General features: G+C 65.7%; 23 protein-coding genes. 20 read left to right on the forward strand and 3 right to left on the reverse strand.

Annotation, left to right across the window (positions count from 1 at the left end; translation table 11 throughout):
- Window positions 1-253: 253 nt before the first annotated feature.
- On the reverse strand, window positions 254-1,426 hold the full coding sequence (locus VFZ97_03755; GenBank protein HEX6392530.1) for a glycosyl hydrolase family 8: 1,173 nt from the start codon (window positions 1,424-1,426) through the stop codon (window positions 254-256).
- 192 nt (window positions 1,427-1,618) lie between these two features.
- On the opposite strand from VFZ97_03755, the gene VFZ97_03760 reads away from it, so the two are divergent.
- The 7 genes from VFZ97_03760 (at window position 1,619) to VFZ97_03790 (ending at window position 10,191) form a co-directional block, all read left to right on the forward strand.
- A complete protein-coding gene (locus VFZ97_03760; GenBank protein HEX6392531.1) occupies window positions 1,619-2,827 on the forward strand; it encodes an amidohydrolase family protein in 1,209 nt (402 codons plus the stop codon).
- Window positions 2,828-3,029: 202 nt separating this feature from the next.
- On the forward strand, window positions 3,030-4,514 hold the full coding sequence (locus tag VFZ97_03765) for an ABC transporter substrate-binding protein (protein ID HEX6392532.1): 1,485 nt from the start codon (window positions 3,030-3,032) through the stop codon (window positions 4,512-4,514).
- Between the two features lie 9 nt (window positions 4,515-4,523).
- Window positions 4,524-6,476 carry an ABC transporter permease gene (locus VFZ97_03770; GenBank protein HEX6392533.1) on the forward strand — a complete coding sequence of 651 codons (1,953 nt, stop codon included), beginning with the start codon at window positions 4,524-4,526 and terminating at the stop codon, window positions 6,474-6,476.
- Window positions 6,469-7,248 (forward strand): ABC transporter ATP-binding protein, encoded by a 780-nt coding sequence (locus VFZ97_03775; protein ID HEX6392534.1) that lies wholly within the window; start codon window positions 6,469-6,471, stop codon window positions 7,246-7,248. Before VFZ97_03770 ends, VFZ97_03775 begins: the two co-directional genes overlap by 8 nt.
- Entirely contained in the window at window positions 7,245-7,952 is a 708-nt protein-coding gene (locus tag VFZ97_03780; GenBank protein ID HEX6392535.1) for an ABC transporter ATP-binding protein, read from the forward strand. Before VFZ97_03775 ends, VFZ97_03780 begins: the two co-directional genes overlap by 4 nt.
- Window positions 7,949-9,382: a hypothetical protein gene (locus tag VFZ97_03785; protein ID HEX6392536.1), complete on the forward strand. Its 1,434-nt coding sequence runs from the start codon at window positions 7,949-7,951 to the stop codon at window positions 9,380-9,382. The genes VFZ97_03780 and VFZ97_03785 overlap by 4 nt, the downstream gene beginning before the upstream one ends.
- Window positions 9,379-10,191: a hypothetical protein gene (locus tag VFZ97_03790; protein ID HEX6392537.1), complete on the forward strand. Its 813-nt coding sequence runs from the start codon at window positions 9,379-9,381 to the stop codon at window positions 10,189-10,191. Before VFZ97_03785 ends, VFZ97_03790 begins: the two co-directional genes overlap by 4 nt.
- Here VFZ97_03790 and VFZ97_03795 read toward each other — a convergent pair.
- Together VFZ97_03795 and VFZ97_03800 are read right to left on the reverse strand one after the other, a co-directional pair.
- Entirely contained in the window at window positions 10,176-11,249 is a 1,074-nt protein-coding gene (locus tag VFZ97_03795) for a ParB/RepB/Spo0J family partition protein (GenBank protein HEX6392538.1), read from the reverse strand. The genes VFZ97_03790 and VFZ97_03795 overlap by 16 nt on opposite strands.
- A gap of 119 nt (window positions 11,250-11,368) precedes the next feature.
- The gene (locus VFZ97_03800) at window positions 11,369-12,001 is read right to left on the reverse strand and encodes a TetR/AcrR family transcriptional regulator (protein HEX6392539.1); all 633 of its coding nucleotides are present in this window, start codon (window positions 11,999-12,001) and stop codon (window positions 11,369-11,371) included.
- 90 nt (window positions 12,002-12,091) lie between these two features.
- On the opposite strand from VFZ97_03800, the gene VFZ97_03805 reads away from it, so the two are divergent.
- The 13 genes from VFZ97_03805 to VFZ97_03865 all read left to right on the forward strand — a co-directional run bounded on the left by VFZ97_03805 (window position 12,092) and on the right by VFZ97_03865 (window position 25,396).
- A complete protein-coding gene (locus VFZ97_03805; protein ID HEX6392540.1) occupies window positions 12,092-13,228 on the forward strand; it encodes an acyl-CoA dehydrogenase family protein in 1,137 nt (378 codons plus the stop codon).
- A complete protein-coding gene (locus tag VFZ97_03810) occupies window positions 13,228-14,436 on the forward strand; it encodes an acyl-CoA dehydrogenase family protein (protein ID HEX6392541.1) in 1,209 nt (402 codons plus the stop codon). Before VFZ97_03805 ends, VFZ97_03810 begins: the two co-directional genes overlap by 1 nt.
- An 18-nt stretch (window positions 14,437-14,454) precedes the next feature.
- Window positions 14,455-15,651: a cytochrome P450 gene (locus tag VFZ97_03815; GenBank protein ID HEX6392542.1), complete on the forward strand. Its 1,197-nt coding sequence runs from the start codon at window positions 14,455-14,457 to the stop codon at window positions 15,649-15,651.
- 6 nt (window positions 15,652-15,657) lie between these two features.
- Window positions 15,658-15,903: a ferredoxin gene (locus VFZ97_03820; protein ID HEX6392543.1), complete on the forward strand. Its 246-nt coding sequence runs from the start codon at window positions 15,658-15,660 to the stop codon at window positions 15,901-15,903.
- Between the two features lie 174 nt (window positions 15,904-16,077).
- A complete protein-coding gene (locus VFZ97_03825; protein HEX6392544.1) occupies window positions 16,078-17,343 on the forward strand; it encodes an amidohydrolase family protein in 1,266 nt (421 codons plus the stop codon).
- Window positions 17,340-18,272, forward strand: coding sequence for an enoyl-CoA hydratase (locus VFZ97_03830; protein HEX6392545.1), 933 nt, complete (start codon window positions 17,340-17,342; stop codon window positions 18,270-18,272). The genes VFZ97_03825 and VFZ97_03830 overlap by 4 nt, the downstream gene beginning before the upstream one ends.
- A gap of 4 nt (window positions 18,273-18,276) precedes the next feature.
- Window positions 18,277-19,854 carry an AMP-binding protein gene (locus tag VFZ97_03835; GenBank protein ID HEX6392546.1) on the forward strand — a complete coding sequence of 526 codons (1,578 nt, stop codon included), beginning with the start codon at window positions 18,277-18,279 and terminating at the stop codon, window positions 19,852-19,854.
- A 13-nt stretch (window positions 19,855-19,867) separates the two neighbouring features.
- Complete coding sequence (locus VFZ97_03840; protein ID HEX6392547.1) at window positions 19,868-20,341, forward strand: SRPBCC family protein; 474 nt, start codon at window positions 19,868-19,870, stop codon at window positions 20,339-20,341.
- Window positions 20,338-20,766: an OB-fold domain-containing protein gene (locus VFZ97_03845; GenBank protein HEX6392548.1), complete on the forward strand. Its 429-nt coding sequence runs from the start codon at window positions 20,338-20,340 to the stop codon at window positions 20,764-20,766. Before VFZ97_03840 ends, VFZ97_03845 begins: the two co-directional genes overlap by 4 nt.
- Entirely contained in the window at window positions 20,763-21,968 is a 1,206-nt protein-coding gene (locus tag VFZ97_03850; GenBank protein ID HEX6392549.1) for a thiolase family protein, read from the forward strand. Before VFZ97_03845 ends, VFZ97_03850 begins: the two co-directional genes overlap by 4 nt.
- Window positions 21,969-22,577 (forward strand): helix-turn-helix domain-containing protein, encoded by a 609-nt coding sequence (locus tag VFZ97_03855; protein HEX6392550.1) that lies wholly within the window; start codon window positions 21,969-21,971, stop codon window positions 22,575-22,577.
- 67 nt (window positions 22,578-22,644) lie between these two features.
- Window positions 22,645-24,123, forward strand: a complete 1,479-nt coding sequence (locus VFZ97_03860; GenBank protein ID HEX6392551.1) for an aldehyde dehydrogenase family protein — start codon at window positions 22,645-22,647, stop codon at window positions 24,121-24,123.
- Between the two features lie 55 nt (window positions 24,124-24,178).
- Window positions 24,179-25,396 carry a CoA transferase gene (locus tag VFZ97_03865; protein HEX6392552.1) on the forward strand — a complete coding sequence of 406 codons (1,218 nt, stop codon included), beginning with the start codon at window positions 24,179-24,181 and terminating at the stop codon, window positions 25,394-25,396.
- Window positions 25,397-25,402: the final 6 nt, after the last annotated feature.

Consider the following 25,402-nt stretch of genomic DNA (forward strand, 5'->3'; position numbering starts at 1 on the left):
TGGACAGGATCGAGATGCCCAGCTGCCGCCGAGCAAAAGCCTCGTATTTAGGTCGCCAGGAAGTACTTTACCCCAGGGTAACCGGCCAATGTCAAGGATTGTCCGCCACGCGGCCGGTGGCGTGCGCCAAGGTTAATTCGGTTTTAAGGTTTTCTCAGGATCGTCAAAGAATGGCCGTTGTGAAGATCGCCTTTCAACCACAAACACGCGGCAGAATGTATCAAAGTCACCGCGTTATATCTACGACGGCAATTCATTCTTTCATCGGCGGGCAGCCGCCGAGACGGTCGGTCGTGGTCAGGAGGCGGCTCAGCGCGACCCAGGCGTCGCCGTAGTAGGTCGGGTACCGCCGGTCGAGTCGTGAGGCCGACGCCAGTAGTGGATCCGCTTCTGCACGATCGCCGGCGGCTACGGCGGCCATGCCGTCTCCCACCGCCATCGCTGCGTTGACCGCCGGGCTCTGGGGTTGGCCCGAGAGGGTGAGAGATACGTCGAATGCACCCGAACGTGCCGCTGGGGCGAGCAGCGGCCACTCGTTCGACGCGACGTCTCGTTCCGCCTTGACGCAGCTCGAAGCCCACCAGGTTGCAACGCGCGCCGCCCCAAGGCCGTAGGAAACAAGAGATCCGGCGTGCGAGGGCGGGGGGATCGGTTCGACCGCTCCGCTTGTGCTGACCGAGACCCAGTCGGCCGGCAGCCGGTGACCGAACATGGCACGAAGCAGCAGCTGCAGGGAGGTCGACTCGAGCTGCGACCATCCCGGATCTCCTGTGAGCTGGTAGAGAATGGTAAAGGCCTCTGGCGCGAGATAGCCGGGCTCGGCGATCCGGGAGGGCATCGCCCACGGGCCCGCTACCAGGATCCGTCCGATCGGGGTGACTTCGGTCTCCTCGGTCAGCACCGAGGCGGCGATCCGACCCGCATCCTGGGCCAGCACCGCCGAGCCGAACCGGCCGGAAGCGACCGCGAGCGCCCACGCCGCGTCGATGTCGGCGTCGGATGCCGGCATCTGGTCCACGACCCGCCCGTTGTCCCAGTGCCAAGCCAGTAGCGCATCGGGCCGTTGAAGGTGGTGCTGGGTCCACGACCAGATCGTGTTGAAGTCGCCCCCGTCGCCGGTGGCGGCCGCGATCAGCATCCCGTACGCCTGCCCCTCGCTCACAGTGTCGCCACCCTGATCCCGGCGAACGATTCGCCCGTTGGGGTCCATGTACACGGACAAGAACTTGTCGGGGTATACGGACAAGAACTTGTCGGGGCGCCCGGACAGGAAACGGTCGGGCTCTGGGCCGGGGCTTGCTGCCGGTCGCATTCCCGGTGATCCAGAGAGGCCCTCCGCCCCTGCGACCCCCGTTACGAGCACGGCCGCAACCAGCACCGCAAGGGCGCGCGCGACGAATCTCGCTTCTGAACCACCCGCCAGCACAAGTATCGGGTTTTACCCGTATCGGAACCGAGTCCAAACTGACGCGTTAGGCGAAAACGCCATTTTCCGCCCGCCCTCGTTGCGTGTTACCATTTCTTGAAAGGGTGGTTTCCCGTCGGGAAACCGGGGGGACCACCTCTACAAACCTGAGACGTTCCGCTTCAGGCTCTTAGAAACAAGGAGCAAGATCCGATGCCGTCACGCGTGCTCGACTTTCCCGTGTTCGACGCAGACAACCACATGTACGAAACGACGGACGCGTTCACCAAGTTCCTTCCTCCCGAGTACGAGGGCCTCATCAAGTACGTGCAGGTCGCGGGAAGAACGAAGATCGCTGTCCGCAACGTCATCAGCGATTACATACCGAATCCCACTTTCGAGGTGGTCGCAGCGCCCGGCGCGCAAGAGGAGTACTTCAAGTCCGGCAACCCCGAAGGCAAGTCGCGGCGGGAGATCATGGGCAAGCCGATCCGGTCCCTGCCGGCGTTCATGGAGCCGGAACCGCGGCTCAAGCTGATGGACGAGTTGGGAGTCGACCGCGCGCTGATGTGGCCGACGCTCGCGAGCCTCCTCGAAGAACGGCTTCGCGACGATCCTCTTGCGACCCACGCGGTCATCCACACCCTCAACCAGTGGATGCTCGAGCATTGGACGTTCAACTACGAGGGACGGATCTTCCCGACGCCCGTCATCTCGCTATGCATCGTCGAGCGAGCCATCGAGGAGCTGGAATGGGTGCTCGAAAGAGGCGCGCGGGTGATCCTCGTCCGGCCGGCGCCGGTGCCAGGTTTCATGGGCCCACGTTCGCCCGCTCTGCCGGAGTTCGACCCCTTCTGGTCCCGGGTCGCGGAGGCCGGGATCCTCGTCGGGATGCACGCTTCCGACAGCGGCTATCAGCGGCAAGTCAACGAATGGGAAGGATTTCGCAATGGCGAGATGCTCCCGTTCGTCAACACATCGGGCTTCGCGGTGATCGTCGGGCATCAGAGCCGCCCGATCATGGACACGGTCGCTTCCCTGGTCGGCCACGGGCTCTGCTCCCGATTCCCGACGTTGAGCTTCGCGCCCGTCGAGAACGGATCGAATTGGGTGCGTCCGATAATGGAAGCCTTCGAGCACGCGTACGAGTTCGCCCCGCAGGCGTTCGACGAGAACCCGATCGACGTGTTCAAGCGCAACATCTACGTCCACCCCTTCCACGAGGAGGACCCAATCGGCTTGGTGAAGCTCATCGGCGCCGAACGGGTTCTGTTCGGTTCCGACTTCCCGCACCCGGAAGGGCTGGCCGACCCGCTGACCTTCGTCGACGATCTCAAGGGACTCAGTGACGAGGAAGTTCGCCTGGTGATGGGCGGGAACCTAGCCCGACTCATGCACGTCGACACCGCTAAGGCTGCTTGAAACAACACCGGAAAAACGGACATGCCCTGAGCGCGCACGGCAGGTGGCGGCGCGTCGCGGGCCGAAATCTGTGTAGCGCATGCCACCTGCTGTCCACGATCGGGTATCTACGCTGGCCGGAGGGTCAGATTCCCGTCTGAGTCCGCGACCTGACTGGGGGGTCGGATAGGTGAGTTGGTCCAAAACAAGAACGGTCGTCACGATGGCGGCGGTCGTCGGTCTGCTGGGGGCATGCGGTGCGCGAGTCCCGCCTTATTTCCCCGCCGCCCAGGTGGGGCCAGGGAACGGATCGGGAGGCTCGGGACCAGGATCCGCTAGCGGTCCGGGCGCTCAGGCCGCCGGCACGCCGACCACGCTGTCCAGTCTGGGAATCGGCTCCAACGGCGGGGGAACCGGAGGGGGCGGCGGCCAGGCGGCACAGAGCGGCAGCGGCGCAGCCAGCGGCGCCACCCCGGCGGCGGTCGCGGCGCTCGGCCCCCAGACGTTCAACCTCGACCCTGCTGCCGAGGCGGCGTACTGCCCGGCCAGTTCCGCCAACAGGGCGTCGGATGTAGGTGTGACGCCGACCACCATCAACGTCGGCAACGTGAGCGGGCTGAGTGGGCTCCTGTCCAACAACTTCAACCAGGGCCCAGAGGCGGTCACTGCTCTGTTCGCCGCAGTGAACAACGCGGGAGGGATCTGCGGGCGCAAGCTCAACCTGTCGGTCGAGGACGACGGCCAGGACGCCTCGCACAACGCCGCGGACATCCAGGACCTGATCCCCAAGTCGTTGGCGTTCGTCGGCTCGACGTCAGACGCGGACAACGGGGGTGTCCCCGCGATGCAGCAAGCCGGAATCCCCGACCTGGGTCAGGCGATCAACTTCGCGAGAGGCCAGAGCCCCAACTACTTCACGGCCGGGACCTTCGGAGCCCAGACGAAGGGCGGCCAGGACTATATCTACGACACCCTCGCCGCCGGCCTCAAGGCCAACGGGAAGCTCCCGACCAAGATGGCGTTCCTCGCCTTCAACATCCCGATCAGCTCCCTCGCTGCTCGCCAGTTCGTGAAGGTCTTCCAGCAGACCGGATCGCAGGACTGCTACGAGGACGAGAATGTCTCACCCGCCTCCCCCAACCTGACGTCTGACGTTCTCACCATGCAGCAACGTGGTTGCGACGGGGTGTTCACCACCATGGACGTGACCGGCAACGACAAGCTGCTGGATGCGATGTACAACCAGGGCTACCACCCGACCTACGCGGGGACGACCCTCGACGGCTACACGCCGGCGCAGATCTCGACCGCGGGCCAGCAGCAGGCGCAGGGGTTCCAGGTGTTCTTGAACTTCATTCCGTTCAACGAATCCCAGCCGGCGGTAAACCTCTACCAGTCGCAGCTCCGTACCTTCGAGCCGGGCAAGCAGCCCAGCGCCTTCGGGATCGAAGCGTGGGCTTCGGCGGAGATGTTCCTCTACGCGCTGATCAAATCGGGTCCCAATCCGACCCGCGCCTCGATCAGGAGCATCCTGGGCGGTCTAGGGGTCTGGGACACCAGGGGCGCGATGGCGCCGTCCAACGAGACGACCAAACAGCCGGGCAACTGCCTCGTCGACCTTCAGGTCAAGGGCAACGACTTCGTTCGGGTGTGGCCTTCGAGCGGGTTCTTCTGCTCCAACAACCTTGTGGCCGTCCCGGCTTCGTAAGAGGCACTCGTGTTTCCTTACATCGTCATCGGGCTCTTCACCGGAGCGGTGTACGCGCTCGCAGCGATGGGCCTCGTCTTCAACTATCAGATCACCGGCATCTTCAACTTTTCGTTCGGCGCTATCGCGATGTTCTGTGCGTTCACTTTCTCTCAGCTTCGCGACGTTTCGGGGATCAGCCAGTGGTACTCCCTGCCGATCGTCCTGCTCGGCCTCGCCCCGTTGATCGGTGTGCTCCTCGAACGGCTCTTCCGCCCGCTGACCGCGGCGCCCGCGGAGATCCAGATCGTGGTGTCTCTCGGCGTGCTCGCCTTCTTCCAGGCGCTCGTACCGATCGTTTACGGCGGACAGGCTCGCGGGCTGCGCAGCATCTTTCCGACGTCGACGTTCAAAGTCGGAGCGCACCTCCACGTCGGTTACGACCAGCTGGCAACTCTGCTCATTGCAATTGCCGTGGGTGCCGGGCTTTGGCTGTTGAAGCGCAGGACCAAGTTCGGCATGGCGAGCCGCGCGGTGATCGACAACCGCGACCTCTCCGCCTTGGCGGGCGTCCGCGCAGAGACGATCAGCCGGGTGGCATGGGTGCTCTCGTGCGTGTTCGCCGGGCTGGTGGGCATACTGCTGAGCTCGTTCGAAGGCCTCGACGTGTTCGCGCTCGTGCTGCTCGTCATCTACGCCTTCTCGCCGGCCGTCCAGGGAAAGTTGGTCAGCCTGCCTATCGCGTTCGTAGCCGCGATCGCACTTGGGGTCGTCCAGAGCATCCTGACCAAGTACGGGAGCGTCGGCTACGTCGCCGACATCGAGGGTTCGATCCCTGCCGCGTGGCTGTACATCCTCCTGATCGTCTACGGCAAGCGGCTAACCGAGGTGCGTTCCTCCTCGCGTCCGCTGCGTAGCCCCCCTCCCAGGCCTATCGGTCCTTCGACGATCACCGCCGGGGCCATCATCGTCGGAATCGGCCTGGTGCTCCCGGCTCTCATCAAGCCGGCCCAACTCGGCGACGTCACCATCGGCGTCATCTACGCGGCGATCGGCATAACCCTCGTCGTGCTAACCGGATGGGCGGGACAGATATCACTCGCCCAGTTCAGCTTCGTGGGAATCGGGGCGTTCACGGTCGGCCATCTCGCCGGGGCGCACGGCGGCAACTTCCTCCCGGCGGCCCTTCTCGGGGCACTCATCGCCGTGCCGGTGGGAGTGATCGTGGGCCTTCCCTCCCTTCGGCTCTCCGGTTTATACCTGGCACTGGCGACGATGGCCTTCGCGTTGCTCATGGACAGCCTTATATTCAGCAACTCGTCGATCAGCGGCGGCTCCACCGGCATGAACATCCACCGGCCTCACCTGGGTCCGTGGAGCTTCGCGTCGACGACCAGCTTCTACTACCTCTGCCTCTTCGTCCTCGGGGTCTACGCAATCGTGGCTGCGTTGCTGCGGCGCGGGCCGATAGGCCGGCGCCTGCAGATGATCAACGACTCCCCCCTTGCCGCCTCCACCTTCGGTGTCAACCTCACGCTCACCAAGCTGATGACCTTCGCGCTGTGCGCCGCCGGGGCCGCGTTCGCCGGCTCGCTGTTCGCCGCCGCCCGGCTCACCGTCAGCCCCACGGACTTCTCTTTCAACGCTTCCCTCGAACTGCTGCTGCTGGTCGTTCTGGGAGGTCGCTCACTCGTCGCGGGAGCCCTGATGGCCGGTGCGGTATTCGGGGCACAGCTGTTCCCGATCCCAGCCTCGGTGGAGCAGTACATCCCGCTAGGCGTGGCGGTCGGTGTCATCGGTATCGCCAACAATCCCGAGGGCCCGATCGCGCTCACCGTCAAGATCGTCCAGAAGCTGCTCGCCCTGTTCCAGCCCCTGCCCCGCGGCGACATCGAGCTGGTCGACGTTCGCGAACAACCGACCCCGGCGTTCGAGCCCGCCGACGCAGCACGACAGACAACCCCGCTCGAAGCCCATGCCTGACGTAGACAGCCCGGCGCTGCTCTGGTGCGACGAGGTCACCGTCCGGTTCGGCGGCCTGGTCGCCCTCGACAGCGTCCACCTCAGTGCGGCGACGGGCGAGATCACCGGCCTGATCGGACCGAACGGGGCCGGGAAGACGACCCTCTTCAACGTCCTCACCGGGGTCCTCACGCCCACCCATGGGCGGGTGCGCTACGACGGGCACGACATCACGTCATGGGCCCCGCACCGCCGGGGCCGGGCGGGCATCGCCCGCACGTTCCAGCGGCTGGAGCTGTTTATCGGGCTGACCGTTTACGACAACTTGCTGTGCGCCTGGGAGGCGTCGGTGCCCGGCGGCGTCGTCGGCCGTCAATCGGGGGAAGGTCACCAACTCGTCGGCGAAGTCATCGAACGGCTGGGCATCCAGGACATCGCCATGCGCCCCGCCGGAGAGCTTCCCACCGGTCAGGGCCGTCTGCTCGAACTCGGTCGAGCCATGTGCACCAACCCGCGGTTGCTTCTTCTCGACGAGCCGAGCTCGGGATTGGATTCGGCGGAGACGGCCCGTTTTCGTGACATCCTCCTCGACCTGGTCGCGGTCGACGACATCGCCATCCTTCTGGTGGAACACGACATGGGGCTTGTCATGGAAGTGTGCGACCGGATAACCGTCCTCGACTTCGGCAAGTGCATTTCCGTCGGCACTCCCGACGAGGTCCGCAACGATCAGGCGGTGATCGCGGCCTACCTCGGCGGCCCGGAGGTCGAGGTGAGGGCGGCGGCAGGATGACCCAACTCCTGGAGCTCGACGAGTTGAGCGTCTCCTACGGAGGCGTGAGGGCGCTCTCCGGTGTGACTTTTTCAATACCGGAGGGATGTGTCGTCGCGCTGCTCGGTGCCAACGGCGCCGGCAAGAGCACCACCCTGCGAACCATCTCGGGTCTGGTACGCCCCGAAGCGGGAACCATCACCTTCGACGGCGAGCGGATCGAACGGGAGGCCCCCAGCAACATCACCCGTCGCGGGATCCTGCACGTTCCCGAAGGAAGAGGCATCTTCCCGAGCCTCAGCGTGAAAGAGAACCTGTTGATGGCCGACTACGCGCTCCGCATGGCCACCAACGCCGTTCAGGAAGGCACGGACCTCTTTCCGGCACTGCGTTCAAGGCTCAATCAACTCGCAGGCACCCTCTCCGGTGGAGAGCAGCAGATGCTCGCGTTGGCACGTGCCCTGATGATGCGCCCGCGCCTGTTGATGCTCGACGAGATCTCGATGGGCTTGGCTCCGCTCATCGTGAACCAGCTGTTCGACGCCGTCCGCACGCTGGCGAAGCGAGGGGTGACCATCCTGCTGGTGGAGCAGTACGTGGAGGCCGCTCTCGAGCTGGCCGACTACGCGTACGTCCTCGACAAGGGTCGCGTCGTGGATGTCGGAGAGCCGGAGGACCTTCGCGAGACGGGCCTGGCGTCCACCTATATGGGAGGTGGGAGATGAAAGTCACGACCCGGAAAAAGGATGGGCGTGGTCGACGGATCGCCGTTCTTTCCCTAAGCGCGACCTGCCTGGTCGGGATGACGGCCGCACCCGGAGCAGTCGCTCAAACAACGTCGGGACTGGCGGGGTACAACCTAGGCACGACATCCGCAGCGATCGAGCTGGACGTGAACAGCCCCGGGCTGCTGCCCATAGGTGACGCAACGACCGGGAACATCTTCTCGGTTGACCTACCGTTCACCCGGACGAACGTCTCGAGCGGTCCGAACATCGACGCGCTCGGCTCGCCGCTCTACCCGGGCGACGCGGCGGCGCACCTCGGGACGGCGATCGAGACCTTCGGCGGCCCGGCAGTCCCGAACGAGCCGGTGCTCTCCGAAGCCCAGTACCCCCCATCCGCGACCAACAAAACCGACGAATCCTTCTCGACCCCGGCCGTGCAGAACGCCGCCTTCTCGATGGGAGCCGCAAGCTCCAATTCCCACACGTCGGCGACGGGCGCGAACGTCGACGCGACCGTCGGTGAGGTGGGGATCGGGCCGGCGATCGCATCCGCAGCCAACGTCGTGCACATCGTCAGCGCCAAGGTCACCAACACCGAGCAGATCGGTGACAGCTCGGTCAGCAGCAACGCGACATCCACAGTGACCGGAATCGACATAGCCGGTGTCATCCAGATCGCGAGCGTCACCGGAACCGCCGGGGGCGCGTCCGACGGGAACAACGGCACCCCGTCCGCGAGCCTCAAGATCGGCAAGGTCACCGTCGCCGGCCAGAGCGCTTACATCGACCAGGACGGGATACACCTCGTCAGCCAGGGCGGGGGTGGAGGTTTGATCTCGGCGGCCAACACCCTTCTTCAAAACCTCACCGCCCAAGGTCTCTCCGTTCACACGATCGCGCCGACCGAGACGACCAACGGTGCGCAGACGGCCAACAACTCCGGGGCATTGGTCATCACGCTCAGCGGTAACACCCCGACCGTCCCCGGCATCGCTCCGCTTGCCCCCGGCCTGCCGGGCACGCCGGGCCAGCCGTCCGTGCCGTTCGTCATCAACGTCTTGCTCGGGGGCGCGACCGCGAGCGCGACCGCCAACCCGTTCCCCAGCTTCCCGACGACTCCCTCGTTGAGCCTTCCTTCGCTCACCGGAGCGGACAACGGCATCGGATCGTCGACCGGGACGGGCACGGTTTCGAGCGGCACCGGAGGAGTGGGGTTGAGCGGTACGCCGAGCCTGGCGCCGACTACTCAGACGATTCAACCGACCGGCCCAGGCGCCAGCTACTCCGGTGCCAAAGCCGTGCTGGCCCGGGTGGGGAAATCGATACCGGTGAGCCTGGTTGTGCTCGTTTTCGTTCTAGCCATCATGTCCAGCGGAGGCCTGCTGGGTTATGCCCGCTGGCAGCTGATCGACGGGAGACGTAGGTGAAACTGAAGGTTCCTCAACCGCTCCAGCGTCGTCACCATGAATCAGGCGGCGACGTCGACCTGCGTGACGATCGAGAAGTGTACGACCCAACCGTTTACGACACGGCCGAGCACGATGTCTACGCGAGCTCCGACTCGAGCGACTCCGGCCACCCGTACGGGGGCACCGCGACAGCGGACCAAGACTTCGACAGACCCGAACGGACCGATGACAACGGGTTCGACGGAACCGCCCCGTCGGGGGGGCCCGGCCGGCCGGGCGGGGCCGGGAGCCGAACAGGTCGTCCGCGCTTCGACATCCGCAACACCTGGCAGATCCTCGCCGGCTCGATCCTCATACCGGTCGGAGTGGCGAGCATCATCCTCGCCTGGTACGGAGCAGCTCACGCGCGCGTAGACCAGCAGCAGATCCCTTACATGGTGAGCGGCGGCTTTCTCGGGCTGGGTGCCATCGTCGCCGGGGCCCTGCTGTACTGGGCCCATTGGCTCTACCGGATATACGACCAGGCCGACCTCCAGCATCAGCAGCTGATGCGCAGCCAGGCGGAGCTTCGCGACGCTCTACTCGGGATTGCGTCGGGCGGTGATCACAACATGAACGGTGCTGCGAGCGGATCCGCGCTTGCGAGGTCCCCGTCGAGGGCGAGGTTCGTGGCAACGGCAAGCGGGAACAACTTCCATCGACCGGAGTGCCCCATCGTGGCGCGCCGTCCAAGCGGGCTGCGAGAAGTCGCCAGCCACGAGATCCAGGGCCTCCAGCCGTGCCGGATCTGCGAGCCGCTGACCGGAGATACTCAGACGATCGAGTAGCCGCGGTTGCGCGCCCGGGCGCGGCCCTCGAGCACTTCGGCGAAGGCGGCCCAGCGAGCCGCCCTGCGACGGGCCTCGTCGCTCAGTTGGTAAACCCGGCTGAGCGGAACACTGAGGGCGAACTGCTCCAGATCCCCGGAAGGGTCGGTCCGATCCAGCCAGCCAACCAACTCGGATTTCACGCACATGGCCGGGTCTTCGTGCCAGTCGGTGTCGGACTCCTCGGGCGCGTGCAGCGCCGCGAGGAAAGTCATCTCGGGACCGCCGGGTTGCTCGACTTCGCGCCTGATTCGCCTCACCGTCTCCGGCGACACCTTGGCGACGCTGGCGATTTGGCGCAATGAGCCGGCGGGGTTGGCCCTGAGCGCTTCGAGCACCCGGTCGCGCAGCAGGCCGGGCTGCGCCGGGCGGTTCTTCCCGTCGCGGCCGAGCCTCGATTCGATATCGACGATTCGGTCGGCCGAGCACGCGGTCGGCGACTTCGAAGAGCCTTTGCCGTTGCCAGGCGGCGCGCTGTTCCGAACTCGGTGTGCCACAGAGCCCTCCCCTGAGGAAGTGTCCGCCGGCGGAAGCGAGGCACGCAAGCGGGCCACCGTGTGCGGCGACAACCCGCAAGCCTCCGCTATCCGCCGGTCGGACCAGTCTGGATGCCGGCGAAGGACCTGCTGCGCGGCATTAGCGCGGTCGGGCACCGAAAGCGGCAGGCCGTGCCCGATGTTGCGCCGCACTGTCTCGACGAAAGCCTCGTCGGCGCTCCCGTGAAAGACGACCACCTCGACGGTGTCGTGACCAAGGCGCTTGGCCGCAGCCAGGCGGTGAGCACCGTCGAGCACAACGTCGGGGTTGCGGCCCCAGACGAGGAGGGGCGGCCACCGGCCCTCCAGCTCGGCCAGGGCCCCGACATGATCCTCGTCGAGCCCTCCGCTGCGCAGGTGGTTGCGCACCCGGAGTGTTTCCACCCTCGCCGCCGAGCAGGCGGAATCGGTCGCCCTGGCCGCGGAGCGGTGCCGGCTGGAGGCCGGGACCTGGTCTTCGAACGAGTCTGCGAGTACGGACACGGCGAACCCCCGTAAGCCGGCATCCCCAACTACGCCGGTCTATCTAATAGACGTTAGATTGCCGCTGACAGCGGAGCCCTGTCAAGCCGGCCCTATCGAGCCGTCCTACCGGGCCGGCCCTATCGATCGACCAGGATCCCGGTGCGCAGCCCGGCCAGGAACAGCCGCACGTACCAGTCGGTCAACTCGGTGTACGAGATCCGGCCGGTCTCTCTGAACCAGGTCCGGGTGGCGTTCAGAACCACGAACAGGGTGGTGGAGGCGACCCCCGGGTCGACCGTCTTGTCGAACACACCCTCGTTCACGCCCTGGCGGACGATCCCTGCGACGAAGTGGTCCATCTGGTCCCGCCATCCGAGCACCTCGCGTTGACGGTCGCCGCTGAGGAAACGGATGTCGCGCTCGACGACGCGGAGCGCCGGGTAGGTGCCGCCCATCCAGCGCCGGATGAACGCCTCCAGGCGCGTCTCGGCGTCCGCTTCGGCCAGGTCGGCAGGCTCCTCGAGGAACGTCAAGCCGAACTCGTGAGCACGTCGCATCACCGAGAAGAGAAGGTCCTCTTTCGTGTTGATGTAGTAGTAGAGGCTGGGCGCGAGGATCTTCACCGCAGACGCGACGTCTTGCAGCGTCGTCGCTTGGTACCCCTTCTCCTCGAACAGAGCCGCGGCTGCGTCGAGCACCTCCTGCCACCGACGGTCGTTCGACGCGCCGCGGGGTTTCGAGTTGGATTCGGCCTGGATAGCACGACTCATGGCAAGCTCCCGACGTGAATCTTGTCCAACTGTGCAGTCTGCTCGGTTGGACAACACTTCCATACAGGGCAACGCCCATCGGAGAACCTTATGGATTTCGAGCTGAGCGAAGAGCAAGAACAGCTACGTGACTCGGTTCGGTCGGTGCTCGAACGGGAGTGCCCGCCGGCCGTGGTTCGAGCCGCGTACGAAGGGCGACTAGACGGAGAGCACGATCGGTTGTGGCGGGTCATATGCGAGCTCGACTGGCCGGCTATCGCGGTGCCCGAGTCGATGGGGGGCCTCGGGATGGGTTTCGCCGAGTTGGCGCTCATCGCAGAGGAGATGGGACGCGCGGTCGTGCCCGCACCTTTCATGTCCACGGTCGCGCAGTTCGTTCCCATGGTCCTCGAGACCTCCTTGCCCGAACAACAGAAAATTCTGCTGGGAACGGTTCTCGACCAAGGCGCGATAGGAACGGTCGCCATTGCCGAGAAGGGCAGCGGCTGGGACATGTCGCGAATGAGCACGGAGGCCAGACGCACGCGGGACGGTTGGGTCCTGAACGGAACAAAGTCGTTCGTTTTCGACGGAGCCGATGCGACGACGATTCTCGTCGTCGCACGAGCAAGCGACGATGAAGGGATTGGGGCGTTCGCCGTCCCATCCGACGCGGTGACCAGTACTGCAGTGAAGCTGCTCGACCCGAGCCAGCCACTCGCCGACGTCGAGCTCCGCAACGTGCTCGTTCCTGATGACGCGGTGCTGGTCGAGCCCGGCGATCAGAAGGGAGCCGCCGGGATCAGGAGGGCGCTCGAGCAGGCGACAGCCGCGGTGGCGATGAGCATGACCGGCACCTGCCGGGTCATCTTCGACAGCACCCTGCAATACGCAAAGGACCGCGAGCAGTTCGGAAAGCCGATCGGATCCTTTCAGGCGATCAAGCACCGCCTGGTCAACATGCTGATTGCGTTGGAGCGAGCGAGTTCCCTCGCTTATTTCGCCGCTTTGACAATCGCGGAGGATGACCCGCGACGTTCCATAGCCGTGTCAATGGCAAAAGCTGCGGCGGGTGACTGTCAGAGGCTGATCGTTCAGGATGGTCTGCAGTTCCACGGGGGTATCGGTTACATGTGGGAACAGGATCTCCACTTCTACCTGAAGCGGGCGAAGTCCGGGGACCTGCTGTTCGGATCGGCTGCCGCCCACAAGGCGAACGTCGCTCGTGCTCTGGGTTTGGCCGCCTGATGCGTTTGACCTTCGACGATTCGGTTGAGCGCTTCCGCGCCGAATTCGTGGCCTGGCTGGCGGACAACCGGCCCTCGGAGGAAGAAATCCGCGCCGACCCGGCTCTTTCGTCGGGCCATCTCCCGGTCTGGGCAAAACGGTGGACGCGGCGGATGTTCGACGACGGATGGCTGGTTCCCGGCTGGCCGCCCGAGCGAGGCGGACGTAATGCCAGCCCGACCGAGCAACTCGTGTACCTCGAGGAGATGGAGCGCGCCCGCGTCCCGCGGACCACGAACCCGCAGGGCCTCGGGATCGTCGCCCCCTCGCTCCTCGACTACGGCTCGCAGGAGCAGATCGAGAACTACGCGCTTCCCATCTTGCGGGGAGAGAAGAGCGCGTGTCTCGGCATGAGCGAGCCGGGCGCGGGCAGCGACCTTGCCTCGCTCAGCACGCGAGCGGTGCTCGACGGGGATCGGTTCGTCATAAACGGCCAAAAGGTGTGGACGTCGGGGGCCCGCCATTCGGACTTCTGTTTTCTGTTCTGCCGGACCGATCCTGAAGCTCCGAAGCACAAGGGGATCAGCGTGATCCTCGTCGATATGGAGACCCCGGGGATGACTGTCCGCCCGCTTCCGGAGATCGTCGCTCCGGAGTACCCGGATCTCAACGAGGTCTTCCTCACCGACGTCGTCGTGCCGAAGCAGAACCTGGTCGGCACCCTCAACGACGGGTGGGCGATGGCAAACGGCTCTCTCGCCCACGAGAGAGGGATGGTGTGGGTCTCCAGTTCGATCGTCCTCGACGACGACATAAGTCGCCTGGTGAGAGACGCGCCCTCGTGGCTCGGGCGGGTCTCGGAGGCGGAGCGCCATGCCCTGGCCGAACGGATCGCGGACGCCTACATCGACACCGCGGCAGCTCGCTGCATGGGGTACCGGGGATTCGGAAAGCTTCTTCGCGGAGGGAGCGCGCCGGAGCAGGCGCTGATGAAGGCCTTCGCCAGCGAGGCCCGCCGAAACCTGGCCATGGTCGCAGCCGAGGTGCAAGGACCGGAGGTGCTCGAGGCGAGTCCTCCTGCGGTCCACGCGACCACCCTCGTGCCGGACGAGAACACGTCCTGGATCGAGCAGTACTTCCGCACGTTCGCCCTTACCATCTCCGCGGGAGCGTCGGAGATACAACGCAACATCATCGCCGAGAGGGTGCTCGGGCTGCCCCGCTCGTAGCACCGGAAAGGTCGTGACATGACCGAGACAGTCGACACCGAGCAGTTCGATCCCAACGAATTCCTCGACCCTGCCAACTCTTCCAACCCGCAGCCCTTCTGGAAGCGACTACGCGAGGTCGGACCGGTTGTTCCCGGCCTGTTCGGCGGAGTTCACGTGGTACGCCGCGAGGACGTCGAGTTCGCGTTGCAGAATCCGGGCATCTTCTCGTCTGCGATGGAGGCGGTCGACCTCGGCCAGAAGCGGCCGCTCATACCGCTGCAGGTAGATCCTCCCGAGCACGTCAAGTACCGGCGGCTCCTCGATCCGATCTTCGCTCCGAGGGAAATGGCGAAGATCGAAGGTGACACGACCAAGCTGGTGAACGGCCTGATCGATAAGTTCATCGACCGCGGCGAATGCGAGTTCGGGAACGAGTTCGCCATCCCCCTCCCATCGGCCGTGTTCCTGAAGATGATGGGGATGCCCTTGTCGGACCTCGACATGTTCCTCGAAATGAAGGACGGGATCGTGAGGCCGCAGGGCGAGACGATCGAGGACATCCAATCGAGCCAGCGAGAGACGGCGGCGAGGATCGACTCCTACTTCGAGTCGGCGCTGAAGGAACGTGAGCAGAAGCGCACCGACGACCTCCTGAGCAGGTTCCTGGACGCGGAAGTCGCAGGCGAGAAGCTCACGTGGGACGAGATCCTCGGGATGTGCTTCCTTCTCCTGCTCGCCGGCCTCGACACCGTGACCGACACTCTCGAGTGCGACTTCGCGTACCTCGCACAGAACGATGAGGCGCGCCAAGCGATCGTCGACGACCCCGAACTCATCCCGTCCGCGATCGAGGAGCTGCTCCGGTGGGAGACCCCGGTCACCGGGTTGGGACGGGTCGCGGCGGTCGACGCCGAGATCGGCGGGTGCCCGATCGCCAAGGGAACCAAGGTCGGCATCTCGCTCGGTGCCGCCAACACCGACGAGCAGGCGATCCCCGGCTCCGACACGGTGGACCTGGCACGGAACCCGAACCGCCATCTCGCTTTCGGCGGCGGTGTTCACCGGTGCCTCGGTTCACACCTTGCCCGGATGGAACTGAGAGTGGCGCTGCGGGAATGGCACCGCAGGATTCCCGAGTACCACATCGCGCCCGGCACCACCCTCGTGTTCACCCCCGGTCTGCGCCAGCTCGAGCAGCTCCCGCTCGTATTCGGCCCCGCCCCGGCCAAGTAGCCGCGGATGAGCACCCAGCCGGACGTTCAACCGGGCCGCCGTAGTATCGGCAAAGTGATGCGTATCCGTATCGACACCGACATGTGCACCGGGCACGGGCGCTGCTACGTGCTGGCCCCGGACCTCTTCGACACCGACGACAGCGGGTACGGAATCGTCACCAAGGCCGAAGTCCCACCGGAGCTGCTCGACCAGGCCGAATCGGCCCGCCAGAACTGCCCCGAGAGGGCCATCTTCATCGACGAAGAGTAAGCACCCTCGCCCGAGCCCAGAGTCCACGGTCGGGCGTGGGGTTGGGGTCCCCCCGCTCCGGAGGAGGGCGGGGTTGGGGCCCCGCCCGGGCCCAATTCACAGCCCTGAAAATGGGATTGTCGGCGGTAGTAGGCTGCGTATTCGAACCGCCACATCGGTAGGGGAGGGCCTGAGATGGACGTCGATGATCTGATCATGGTGAGCGTGGACGACCATGTGGTCGAGCCACCCAACGTCTTCGAGGGGCGTCTGCCCGCGAAGTACAAGGACCTGGCGCCGCGCTTCATCACCCGCGAGGACGGGACCAACGCGTGGGAGTACGAGGGCAGCGTCATGTCGAACGTCGCGTTGAACGCCGTGGCCGGACGGCCGCCGGAGGAGTACGGGATCGAGCCGACCTCGTTCGACGAGATCCGGCCGGGAACGCACGACATCCACGAGCGGATCAAGGACATGAACGCCAACGGCGTTCTCGGCTCGCTTTGCTTCCCGTCGTTCCCCGGATTCTGCGGGCAGCTGTTCGCCCGCACCGAGGACAAAGACGTCGCCCTCGCGATGGTTCAGGCCTACAACGACTGGCACATCGACGAGTGGTGCGGCACCTACCCAGGCCGGTTCATCCCGTGCGCGCTCCCCGCGATCTGGGATCCCGAGATCATGGCCGCCGAGGTTCGCCGGACCGCAGCCAAGGGTGCGCTCTCGGTCACCTTCTCCGAGAACCCGTCGAAGCTCGGATGGCCGAGCTTCCACACCGATCACTGGGACCCGTTCTGGACAGCGTGCAGCGAAGAGGGCATCGTCGTCTGCCTGCACATCGGGTCGTCGTCGGAGTTGGTCATCACCGCCCCCGACGCACCCATGGACGTGCTCATCACGCTGACCCCGATGAATATCGTGCAAGCCGCCGCCGACCTGGTGTGGTCACCGGTGCTGCGGAAGTTCCCGGATCTCAAGATCGCGTTGTCGGAAGGCGGTATCGGCTGGATTCCGTACTTCCTGGAACGAGTCGACTACAACTACCAGCGCCACCACATCTGGACCGGCCAGAACTTCGGGGACCGTCTTCCGAGCGAGGTGTTCAACGACCACATGATCACCTGCTTCATCGACGATCACTTCGGGGTGGCGAGCCGCCAGTTCCTCGACATGGACAAGGTGTGCTGGGAGTGCGACTACCCTCACTCCGACTCGACCTGGCCGACCGCTCCGGAGACGTTCATGAAACAGATGGACGGGGTGGACCGCTACGACATCGAGCGGATCAGCCACCTCAACGCGATTCGGAACTTCGGCTACGACCCGTTCAGCGTGCTCCCCAAGGAGGAGTGCACGGTCGGCGCGCTGCGTCGCAAGGCGGCTGGTCACGACGTCTCCATCACGGCGAAGGGAAAGCGTGGGACTGGCGCGACGCTGGCATCCCAACTAAACGCGAAGCGATGACCGATACACCCAACGGCAGCTACCGCTACATCACCTACGAGACGCTCGACGAAGGCACCATCGCCCGGATACTCCTCAACCGACCGAAGACCCGCAACGCCCAGAACCGCGGGCTGCTCGTCGAGGTCGACGAGGCCTTCCGAGCCGCCGAAGCCGACGACCGCGTTCGCGTCGTCATATTCGGTGGCGTAGGTCCTCTCTTCTCCTCGGGCCACGACATGGGGTCCTCCGAGTCGAGGGCCGAGATGATGCCCGGGCCCGACCAGCACCCGACAGCCGTCATCAACGGAGGGACCCGCCAGGGCGCCGAGAAGCTGATGCTCCAGGAGTGGCACTACTTCTTCGACAACACCCGCCGCTGGAGGAATCTGCGCAAGATCACGGTCGCACAGGTTCAGGGAACCGTCTTCGCAGCCGGCTTGATGCTGATGTGGGCCTGCGACCTCATCTGCGCCGCGGACGATGTCAGCTTCGCTGACGTGGTCGGCACCCGGCTGGGGATGTGCGGCGTCGAATACTTCGCCCATCCCTGGGAGTTCGGCCCCCGGCGGGCGAAGGAGTTGCTGCTCACCGGCGACTCGATGGACGTCGACGAGGCCTACCGGCTCGGAATGGTCTCTAAGGTGTTCCCCCGCGCCGATCTCGAAGAAAAGACCCTGGAGTTCGCCCGGCGGATCGCCAAGACACCCACGATGGCCGCGCTGCTCATCAAGGAGTCGGTGAATCAGAGCGTCGACAACATGGGCTTCTACAACGCGCTCAACGCGTGCTTCACGCTCCACGAGCTCAACCACAGCCACTGGGCGCAGATCCACGAGTCGAAGTACCCGGTGGCCGAGTCGGCGGACGGCATTGCCGATTGGAGGACCGCGCCGCCCGTTCTTCCCGCGTTGAAAGACCAACCCGAGGCGCCTGCGCCTGCGAGGTGAGCCGGTGAGCCCGACGCCACCCCCGGGAGCCGGTGCCCGGCGCCCGCAGGGTGTTTTCGACGTACTCGAGAATCCGGTTGCGCTCGCGCCTGACCGTCAGGCGTTGGTGACGCGTCAGGCGACGCTCACCTACTCGGAGTTCGACGATCTCGCCGATCGCGCCGCCGGCGCCCTATACGGGCTAGGCGCACGCCCCGGCGACCGGATCGCTGCCTCGCTGCCGAGCGACCTCGACATCCTCGCCGCCTTCCACGGTGCGATGCGCCTCGGCGCGATCTGGGTCGGCATCAACAGAGTCCTCGCAACCCCCGAGAAGCTGTACATGCTCGAGGATTGCGGGGCTTCCCTCTACCTTGTCGAGGAGACCGGTGACGGCAGCGCCGACGCACGCGCCGGACACGAGTTGCGGGAAAAGCTGGACGGTCGCGTCGAGCTCGTCGAAACCCGGACGTGGCGCGAAGGGGTCGCCGGCTCCATCGGACGTCCCGATGTCGCTCCGCCGGATCCTCTGGCGCCGGCGGGGATTGCCTACACGAGCGGCACTACCGGTTTTCCCAAAGGGGCCGTGCACTGCCAGGCCGCGCTGCTCATGCCGGGCGCCGCGACCGTGGCGCGGCGTCAATGGGATCAGAGGCTGCGCAAAGGCGACTCGCTCCCGCTGACGATCCTGAACATGATGGTCCTCACAACTCTCCTGACGGCTCAGTGTGGCGGGACCGCCGTCATCATCGACCAGGCGGACGTGGCGTCGATCGTGCGCTGGATCCGAGAACATCAAGTGACTGTGTGGAACGGCCCGCCGGCGCAGCTGTACACGATGGTCCACGACCAGTCGGTTCTGCCCGGGGATCTCGAGAGCCTCACCGAAGTATGGGTCGGCGGCGGCGACTGCCCGGACAGCCTTCGCCTTGCCTTCGAAGAGCGGTTCGGCAAGCCGGTGAGCAGAACCTATGGGCTCACCGAATCCCCCGCCCTGGTGAGCATCGACGACCTCGTCGGAAGCAAGCCCTCAGGCACGAGCGGCCGGCCGCTCGACCACATATCGGTGAGATCTCAGGAAGGGGAGCTGGTCTTGTCCCCCACGCTCGATGGCCCCTGGGCCGGCAGCTACCGGCCTATGCTCGGCTACTGGAACCGGCCGGACGCGACCCAAGAGTCACTCCATGACGGCGTTCTTCACACCGGCGACCTCGGCGTGCTCGAGGGCGACGGGCACCTTCGGGTGCTCGGCCGCAAGAGCCACTTGATCATCCGTGGCGGCGCGAACGTCTACCCCGCCGAGGTGGAGCGGGTTCTGTCCGAAGCCCCCGGCGTACAGGCCTGCGCCGTGGTTGGAGTGCCCGACGAGCGGCTCGGCGAACGGGTGGGCGCCGTGATCGAGCCGGTCACCGGGCAACAGCCGGATCCGGCAGAGATCCTGGCGCATTGCAGGGTCGCCCTGGCGTCTTACAAGTTGCCGGAGCGACTCGCATTTGTCGATCGCCTACCCCGCAACCAGATGGGAAAAATCCCCCGCGCCGCGGTCGCAGAGATTCTCAGCGGCCCTGCAGCGTTCGCAACGGATGACAGGATGAAGCAATGAACAGGATCAACCAATGATCAGGGGAGAAGGTCAAGCAATGATCGCCGGGGTCAAGCCCGATGAAGTTTTCGACTTCGTGCTGGACCCGGCTCAGTACACCAAGGCCGACACGAAGATGCGATGGGTCACCAAGCTCGCCGATCTGCCGGACGGCATGATCGCCAGAGAGGACGGGATGTTCATGGGGCGCTTTCCCGGATCGGTGGTCACCCGTTACAAGTGGGAGAAGCCGAACCACATCGACGTGACCTTGGAACACGGAGTACCCGAGAACCTCCACGCCTGGTTCGAGATCGAGGAACGCGACGGTGGCACCTGGATGCGGCACGTCGAGGAGATGGACTTCGGGCACGGTCCCGCCGGCTACCTCTACGACATGGTGGCGCGCCGCTGGTTCGAAGACGCGGTAACCAAGGAGGTCGCCGAGATCAAGCGCCTGATGGAAGCCGGCGAGCGCGGGCGGGGAGTGGAGGCGCTGACAACATGACAGCCCGCCATTCCCTCGGAAGCGTTCTGCCGCTTCGTGTGCCTCCGTTCCTCGACCCGGACAACACCGCGTTCTGGACCGGCGGCAAGGACGGCCAGTTGCTGATCCTTCGTTGCGGTGACTGCGGCTGGTGGACCCACCCCGCCGCGCCGCGGTGCCGGCGCTGTCGGAGCGCGAACGTCAGCCCGCAGGCGGTGAGCGGCCGGGGCAAGGTCGCCACCTACACGGTCAACTACAAGGACTGGATCCCGGGGTCCGAGCCGTACATCATCGGTCTCGTCGAGCTGGAAGAGCAGCCCGCCCTTTTCATCACCACCAACCTCATCGACATCGACGCCGAGGACATCGTTCTCGGCATGGACGTCACCCTCGACTTCGAAGAGTCGAACGAGATCTGGTACCCGCTGTTCAGGCCGGCCTCATGACCAAGCTCATCGGTGAACGGCGCGCCTACATCTCGGGGATCGGCCAGTCGGTGGTCGGCCGGAGGTTGGGGCTGTCGGAGATGGAGCTCACCTGCCAGTCGGTGCTGGCCGCGATCGAAGACGCCGGCCTCCGACCCGAGGACATCGACGGCCTTTCCAGCTATCCCGGAATGGGCAAAGGGACTTCGACGGGCGGATTCGGGGGTCCTGGTCCGACCGAGGTGTTGGACGCGCTCAACCTGTCGGTCGGGTGGTACAGCGGGAGCATGGACGGCGCCGCCCAGCTGATGGCCGTGGTCAACGCGTGCATGGCGATCGCGACTGGACTTGCCCGTCACGTCGTCGTGTACCGGACCGTGACCGAGTCGACCGCGCAGGGAGCGTCCAGCCGCGGCGGCATCGGATCGTCGGGGATGGGCCGGGGCGTCCCCGGAGCCATGCAGTACCTGATCCCGTTCGGGGCGATGTCGGCAGCCGACTGGGTCGCCTATTCGGCCCGCTACCACTTCGACCGGTTCGGGCTCACCCGCGAGAAGCTCGGCCAGATCGCTATGAGCAACCGGCGTCACGCGGCGCTCAACCCCAAGGCGCTGCTACGCGACCCGATGACGCTCGAGGACTACCTGAATGCCCGAATGATCGCCGACCCTCTGTGCCTCTACGACTGCGATCTTCCCTGTGACGGCTCGACGACTTTGGTCGTCTCGAGCATCGACACAAGCGAGGACTCGCGTCACGTACCGGTCCAGATCCACGCGGTAGGGACCGCGATGCGCGGCCGCCCGTCCTGGGACCAGTGGGAAGACTTGGCCACGTTTCCGGGACAAGGGGCGGCCGAGCAGCTATGGGAACGGGCGGACCTGTCCCCCGGGGACGTGGATGTGGCTCAGCTCTACGACGGGTTCTCGATGATCACGGTCCTGTGGCTCGAAGCCCTCGGGTTCTGCCCGACGGGCGGCGCCGGCGACTTTCTCGAGGACGGTAAGAGAATCGGTCTCGATGGCGAGCTTCCGTTGAACACCAGCGGCGGCCAGCTCTCCGCCGGCAGGCTCCACGGCTTCGGACTGATCCACGAGGCGGTCCTGCAGCTACGGGGGGCCGGCGGGGAACGGCAAGTGCCGGGCGATCCCGAAGTGGCGGCCGTCGCCAACGGAGCGGGCTTCACGACCGGTTGCATGCTCCTCACCCGAGGCCTCGCGTAGATGCAGCAGCGCGCCGGGGAGGTGACCCCCGAGGCTCAAGCGGAGCGCGCCAAGCTCATGGATGCCGCTCTGAAGGTCATGAAGCTCAACGGCTTCCAGGGGGCGAGCGTCCAGGACATTCTCGACGAGGCCGGGCTTTCGACCCGGGCGTTCTACCGGCAGTTCCGGTCCAAGGACGACCTCCTGCTCGCCATGTTCCGAACCGCTTCCGCGCGCGATGTCGAGGCCGTCGTGAAGCGGGTCGCCAACGCCGCGGGCCCGTTGGAGGGATTGCACGCGTGGATCGACGAGATGACGGCGATCGCGTTCGACCGTCGCCGGCTGAGCCGCATGGTGATGTTCAACGTGTCTGCGCGCCAGGCGGTCGGTTTCGACGAAGAGTGCGATTACATGCGCGAGCGACTCACCAGTCCGTTGGCCGATTCGCTTCGTACGGGTCTCGAGGACGGGTCGTTCCCGTCCGCCCGTCCGGAGGACGACGCCAACACGATCTTCGATCTGCTCTGGAGCGTCGCCGGACCGGTGGCGAGGCGCGGCCGCCCGCTTGATCGGCAGGATGCCCGCTCATACCTTTTGCGGTTCGCTCTTCCCGCCTTGCGCAGCAACTGAAAACGGTATTGTCGCGAGGACTCGTCGCTCGTCTCGCACGGGCGACCGCGAGCACAGGGGAGGCCTGATGCCGAGTTTCGAACCAGAGGAGCGGATGCTCGTCGACGGCAAGTTGGTCCACGCCGACAGCGGAGCGACCTTCGACAACGTGAATCCCGCGACCGAAGAAGTCCTCGGTGTGGTGGCCGACGCAGGCCCCGGCGATATGGACAGAGCAATAGCTGCCGCCCGCCGTGCCTTCGACGAGACCGACTGGGCGACCAACGGGAAGCTGCGCCAGCACTGCTTGGCTCAGCTGCAAGCGGCGCTGGAGGAGGAGCAGGAGCAGCTGCGCGCCGAGCTGGTCGCGGAGGTGGGTACGCCGGTGCTACTCACCTATGGGCCGCAGCTCGACGCTCCCCTTTCGGAGGCCCTCAAGTGGCCGGCGGCTTTCATCGACGAGTTCCATTGGGAGCGGGACCTGCCCGAGGGAACCGCGTTCGGAACGCGGAGCTGGCGGAAGGTGGTCAAGGAACCGGTTGGCGTGGTCGCCGCCATAGTCCCCTGGAACTATCCCTTCGAAGTCTCGCTGAACAAGCTGGGCCCTGCGCTGGCCACGGGCAACACCGTCATCCTGAAGCCCGCGCCGCTGACCCCGTGGAACGCGACTCGCATCGGTCGGATCGTCGCCGAGAAGACCGACTTTCCGCCGGGCGTGGTGCAGGTGGTTCCCACCTCGGACAATGCGGTTGCGGAGCGGCTGGTAGTCGACCCGCGCGTCGACCTGATCTCGTTCACCGGCTCGACAGCCGTCGGGAAGCGGATCATGGAGAAGGGCGCGCCCACGCTGAAGCGGCTCTTCCTCGAGCTGGGCGGCAAGTCGGCGGACATCGTCCTCGACGACGCCGACCTGGCGGCCAAGTGCTCGATGTCGTGGATGGTGTGCGTCCACGGAGGCCAGGGCTGCGTCATGTTGACCCGCTTGCTTCTCCCCCGCTCCCGGTACGACGAGGCGATCGAGATCATGGAGGCCGGGTTCAAGACCGTCGGTTACGGTGACCCGACCGACGAGTCCAACCTGCAGGGTCCCCAGATCAGCGCTGCGCAGCGCGACCGGGTTCTCGGCTACATCGAGTCGGCGCGCAAGGAAGGTGCCCGGGTCGTCGTAGGTGGTGGAAAGCCGGCGCACCTGCCGGTCGGTTACTACGTCGAGCCGACCCTCATCGCCGACGTGGACAACTCGATGACCGTCGCCCGGGAGGAGATCTTCGGACCGGTTCTGGTCGCCATCCCCTACGAGGACGAGGACGACGCGGTTCGAATCGCCAACGACAACCAGTACGGCCTCGGTTGCGGCGTCACCTCCGCTTCAGAGGAGCGTGCGGTCGCCGTTGCACGAAGGATCCGCGCCGGCACCGCGTCGGTCAACGGTGGCGTCTGGTACGGGGCCGACTCCCCGTTCGGTGGTTACAAGGCAAGCGGCGTAGGCCGGCAGAACGGAGTCGAAGGCTTCGAGCAGTACACCGAGACCAAGACCATCGCCGGCCCGCTCCCGCCTGCGAGTTGAGACACCACATAAACCCTGGGGCCGGGGAACTCCCCGATCATCGAAGGAGCCCGCTTTGAAGCGAATCATGGAAGGAATCCGCGTCGTCGAGGTCGCCGCGTGGACGTACGTGCCGATCGCCGGCGCGGTTCTCGCCGAATGGGGCGCCGACGTGATCAAGATCGAGCACCCCGAGTCCGGTGACCCTCAACGCGGCCTGGTCACGTCGGGACTCATGCCGTCCGGGCCCGGCTCGGTGAACTTCATGATCGAGCTTCCCAACCGGGGCAAGCGCAGCGTCGGCCTGGATCTCAAGAACGAGCAGGGACGCCAGGTGCTGCTCGACCTGGTGAAGACCGCCGATGTGTTCCTCACCAACTTCCGCCCGCAGGCCCGCAAGAACCTCCGGATCGACGTCGACGACCTGCGAGCGGTGAACCCTCGCCTCATCTACGTGCGCGGCTCGGGGCAAGGGCAGCGCGGTCCCGAATCCGAGCGAGGCGGGTACGACGCCTGCTCCTACTGGGCGCGGGGCGGATCCGCCGACATCATCAGCGATCCCGACGACTACCCCCTGATGCAGCCCGGCCCGGCGTACGGCGACGTGATCGGGGGCATGACCATCGCCGGAGGCATCTCCGCTGCGCTCTACCACCGCGAACGAACGGGAGAAGCCCTCGTGGTCGACAACTCGCTGCTCGCCACCGGCATGTGGGCGACCGGAGCGTCGGTCCTGATGGCCGGGCTGTTCGGCTTCGGGAGATTCCCCCGCGGCAACCGGGGGAAGGCGCCGAACCCACTCGTGCTGACGTACAAAACCAAGGACGGCCGGTACCTGTCGCTCGTCATGCTCGAATCCGACCGCTACTGGGCCGACCTGGTGCACAAGGTCGGAAGGTCGGAGCTCGCCGACGACCCGCGGTTCGTCGACGCCGCAGCCCGTGCGCAGAACAGCGAGGAATGCGTCGCGATTCTCGACGAGATCTTCGCCAGCCGGACTTTCGAGGAATGGAAGTCGCTTCTGCAAGAGGTCAAAGGGGTATGGGCGCCGGTCCAGACGGCCGCGGAAGTCCTCGAGGATCCGCAGGTCCTGGAGAACGGCTACCTGCGCGAGGTCGAAGCGGCCTCGGGAACCAAGTTCAGAATGGTCGCCTCGCCGCTGCAGTTCGACGAGGAACCGGCCGACCTGGTTCGCGCGCCCGACCACGGAGAGCACACTGACGAGGTCCTGGGCGAGCTCGGCCTCGACACCGACGCGATCCTCGAACTGAAGATCGCCGGCGCCGTCCTATAAGGAGCC

This window comes from Acidimicrobiales bacterium, assembly GCA_036378675.1.
In the GTDB taxonomy this organism is placed as follows: domain Bacteria; phylum Actinomycetota; class Acidimicrobiia; order Acidimicrobiales; family Palsa-688; genus DASUWA01.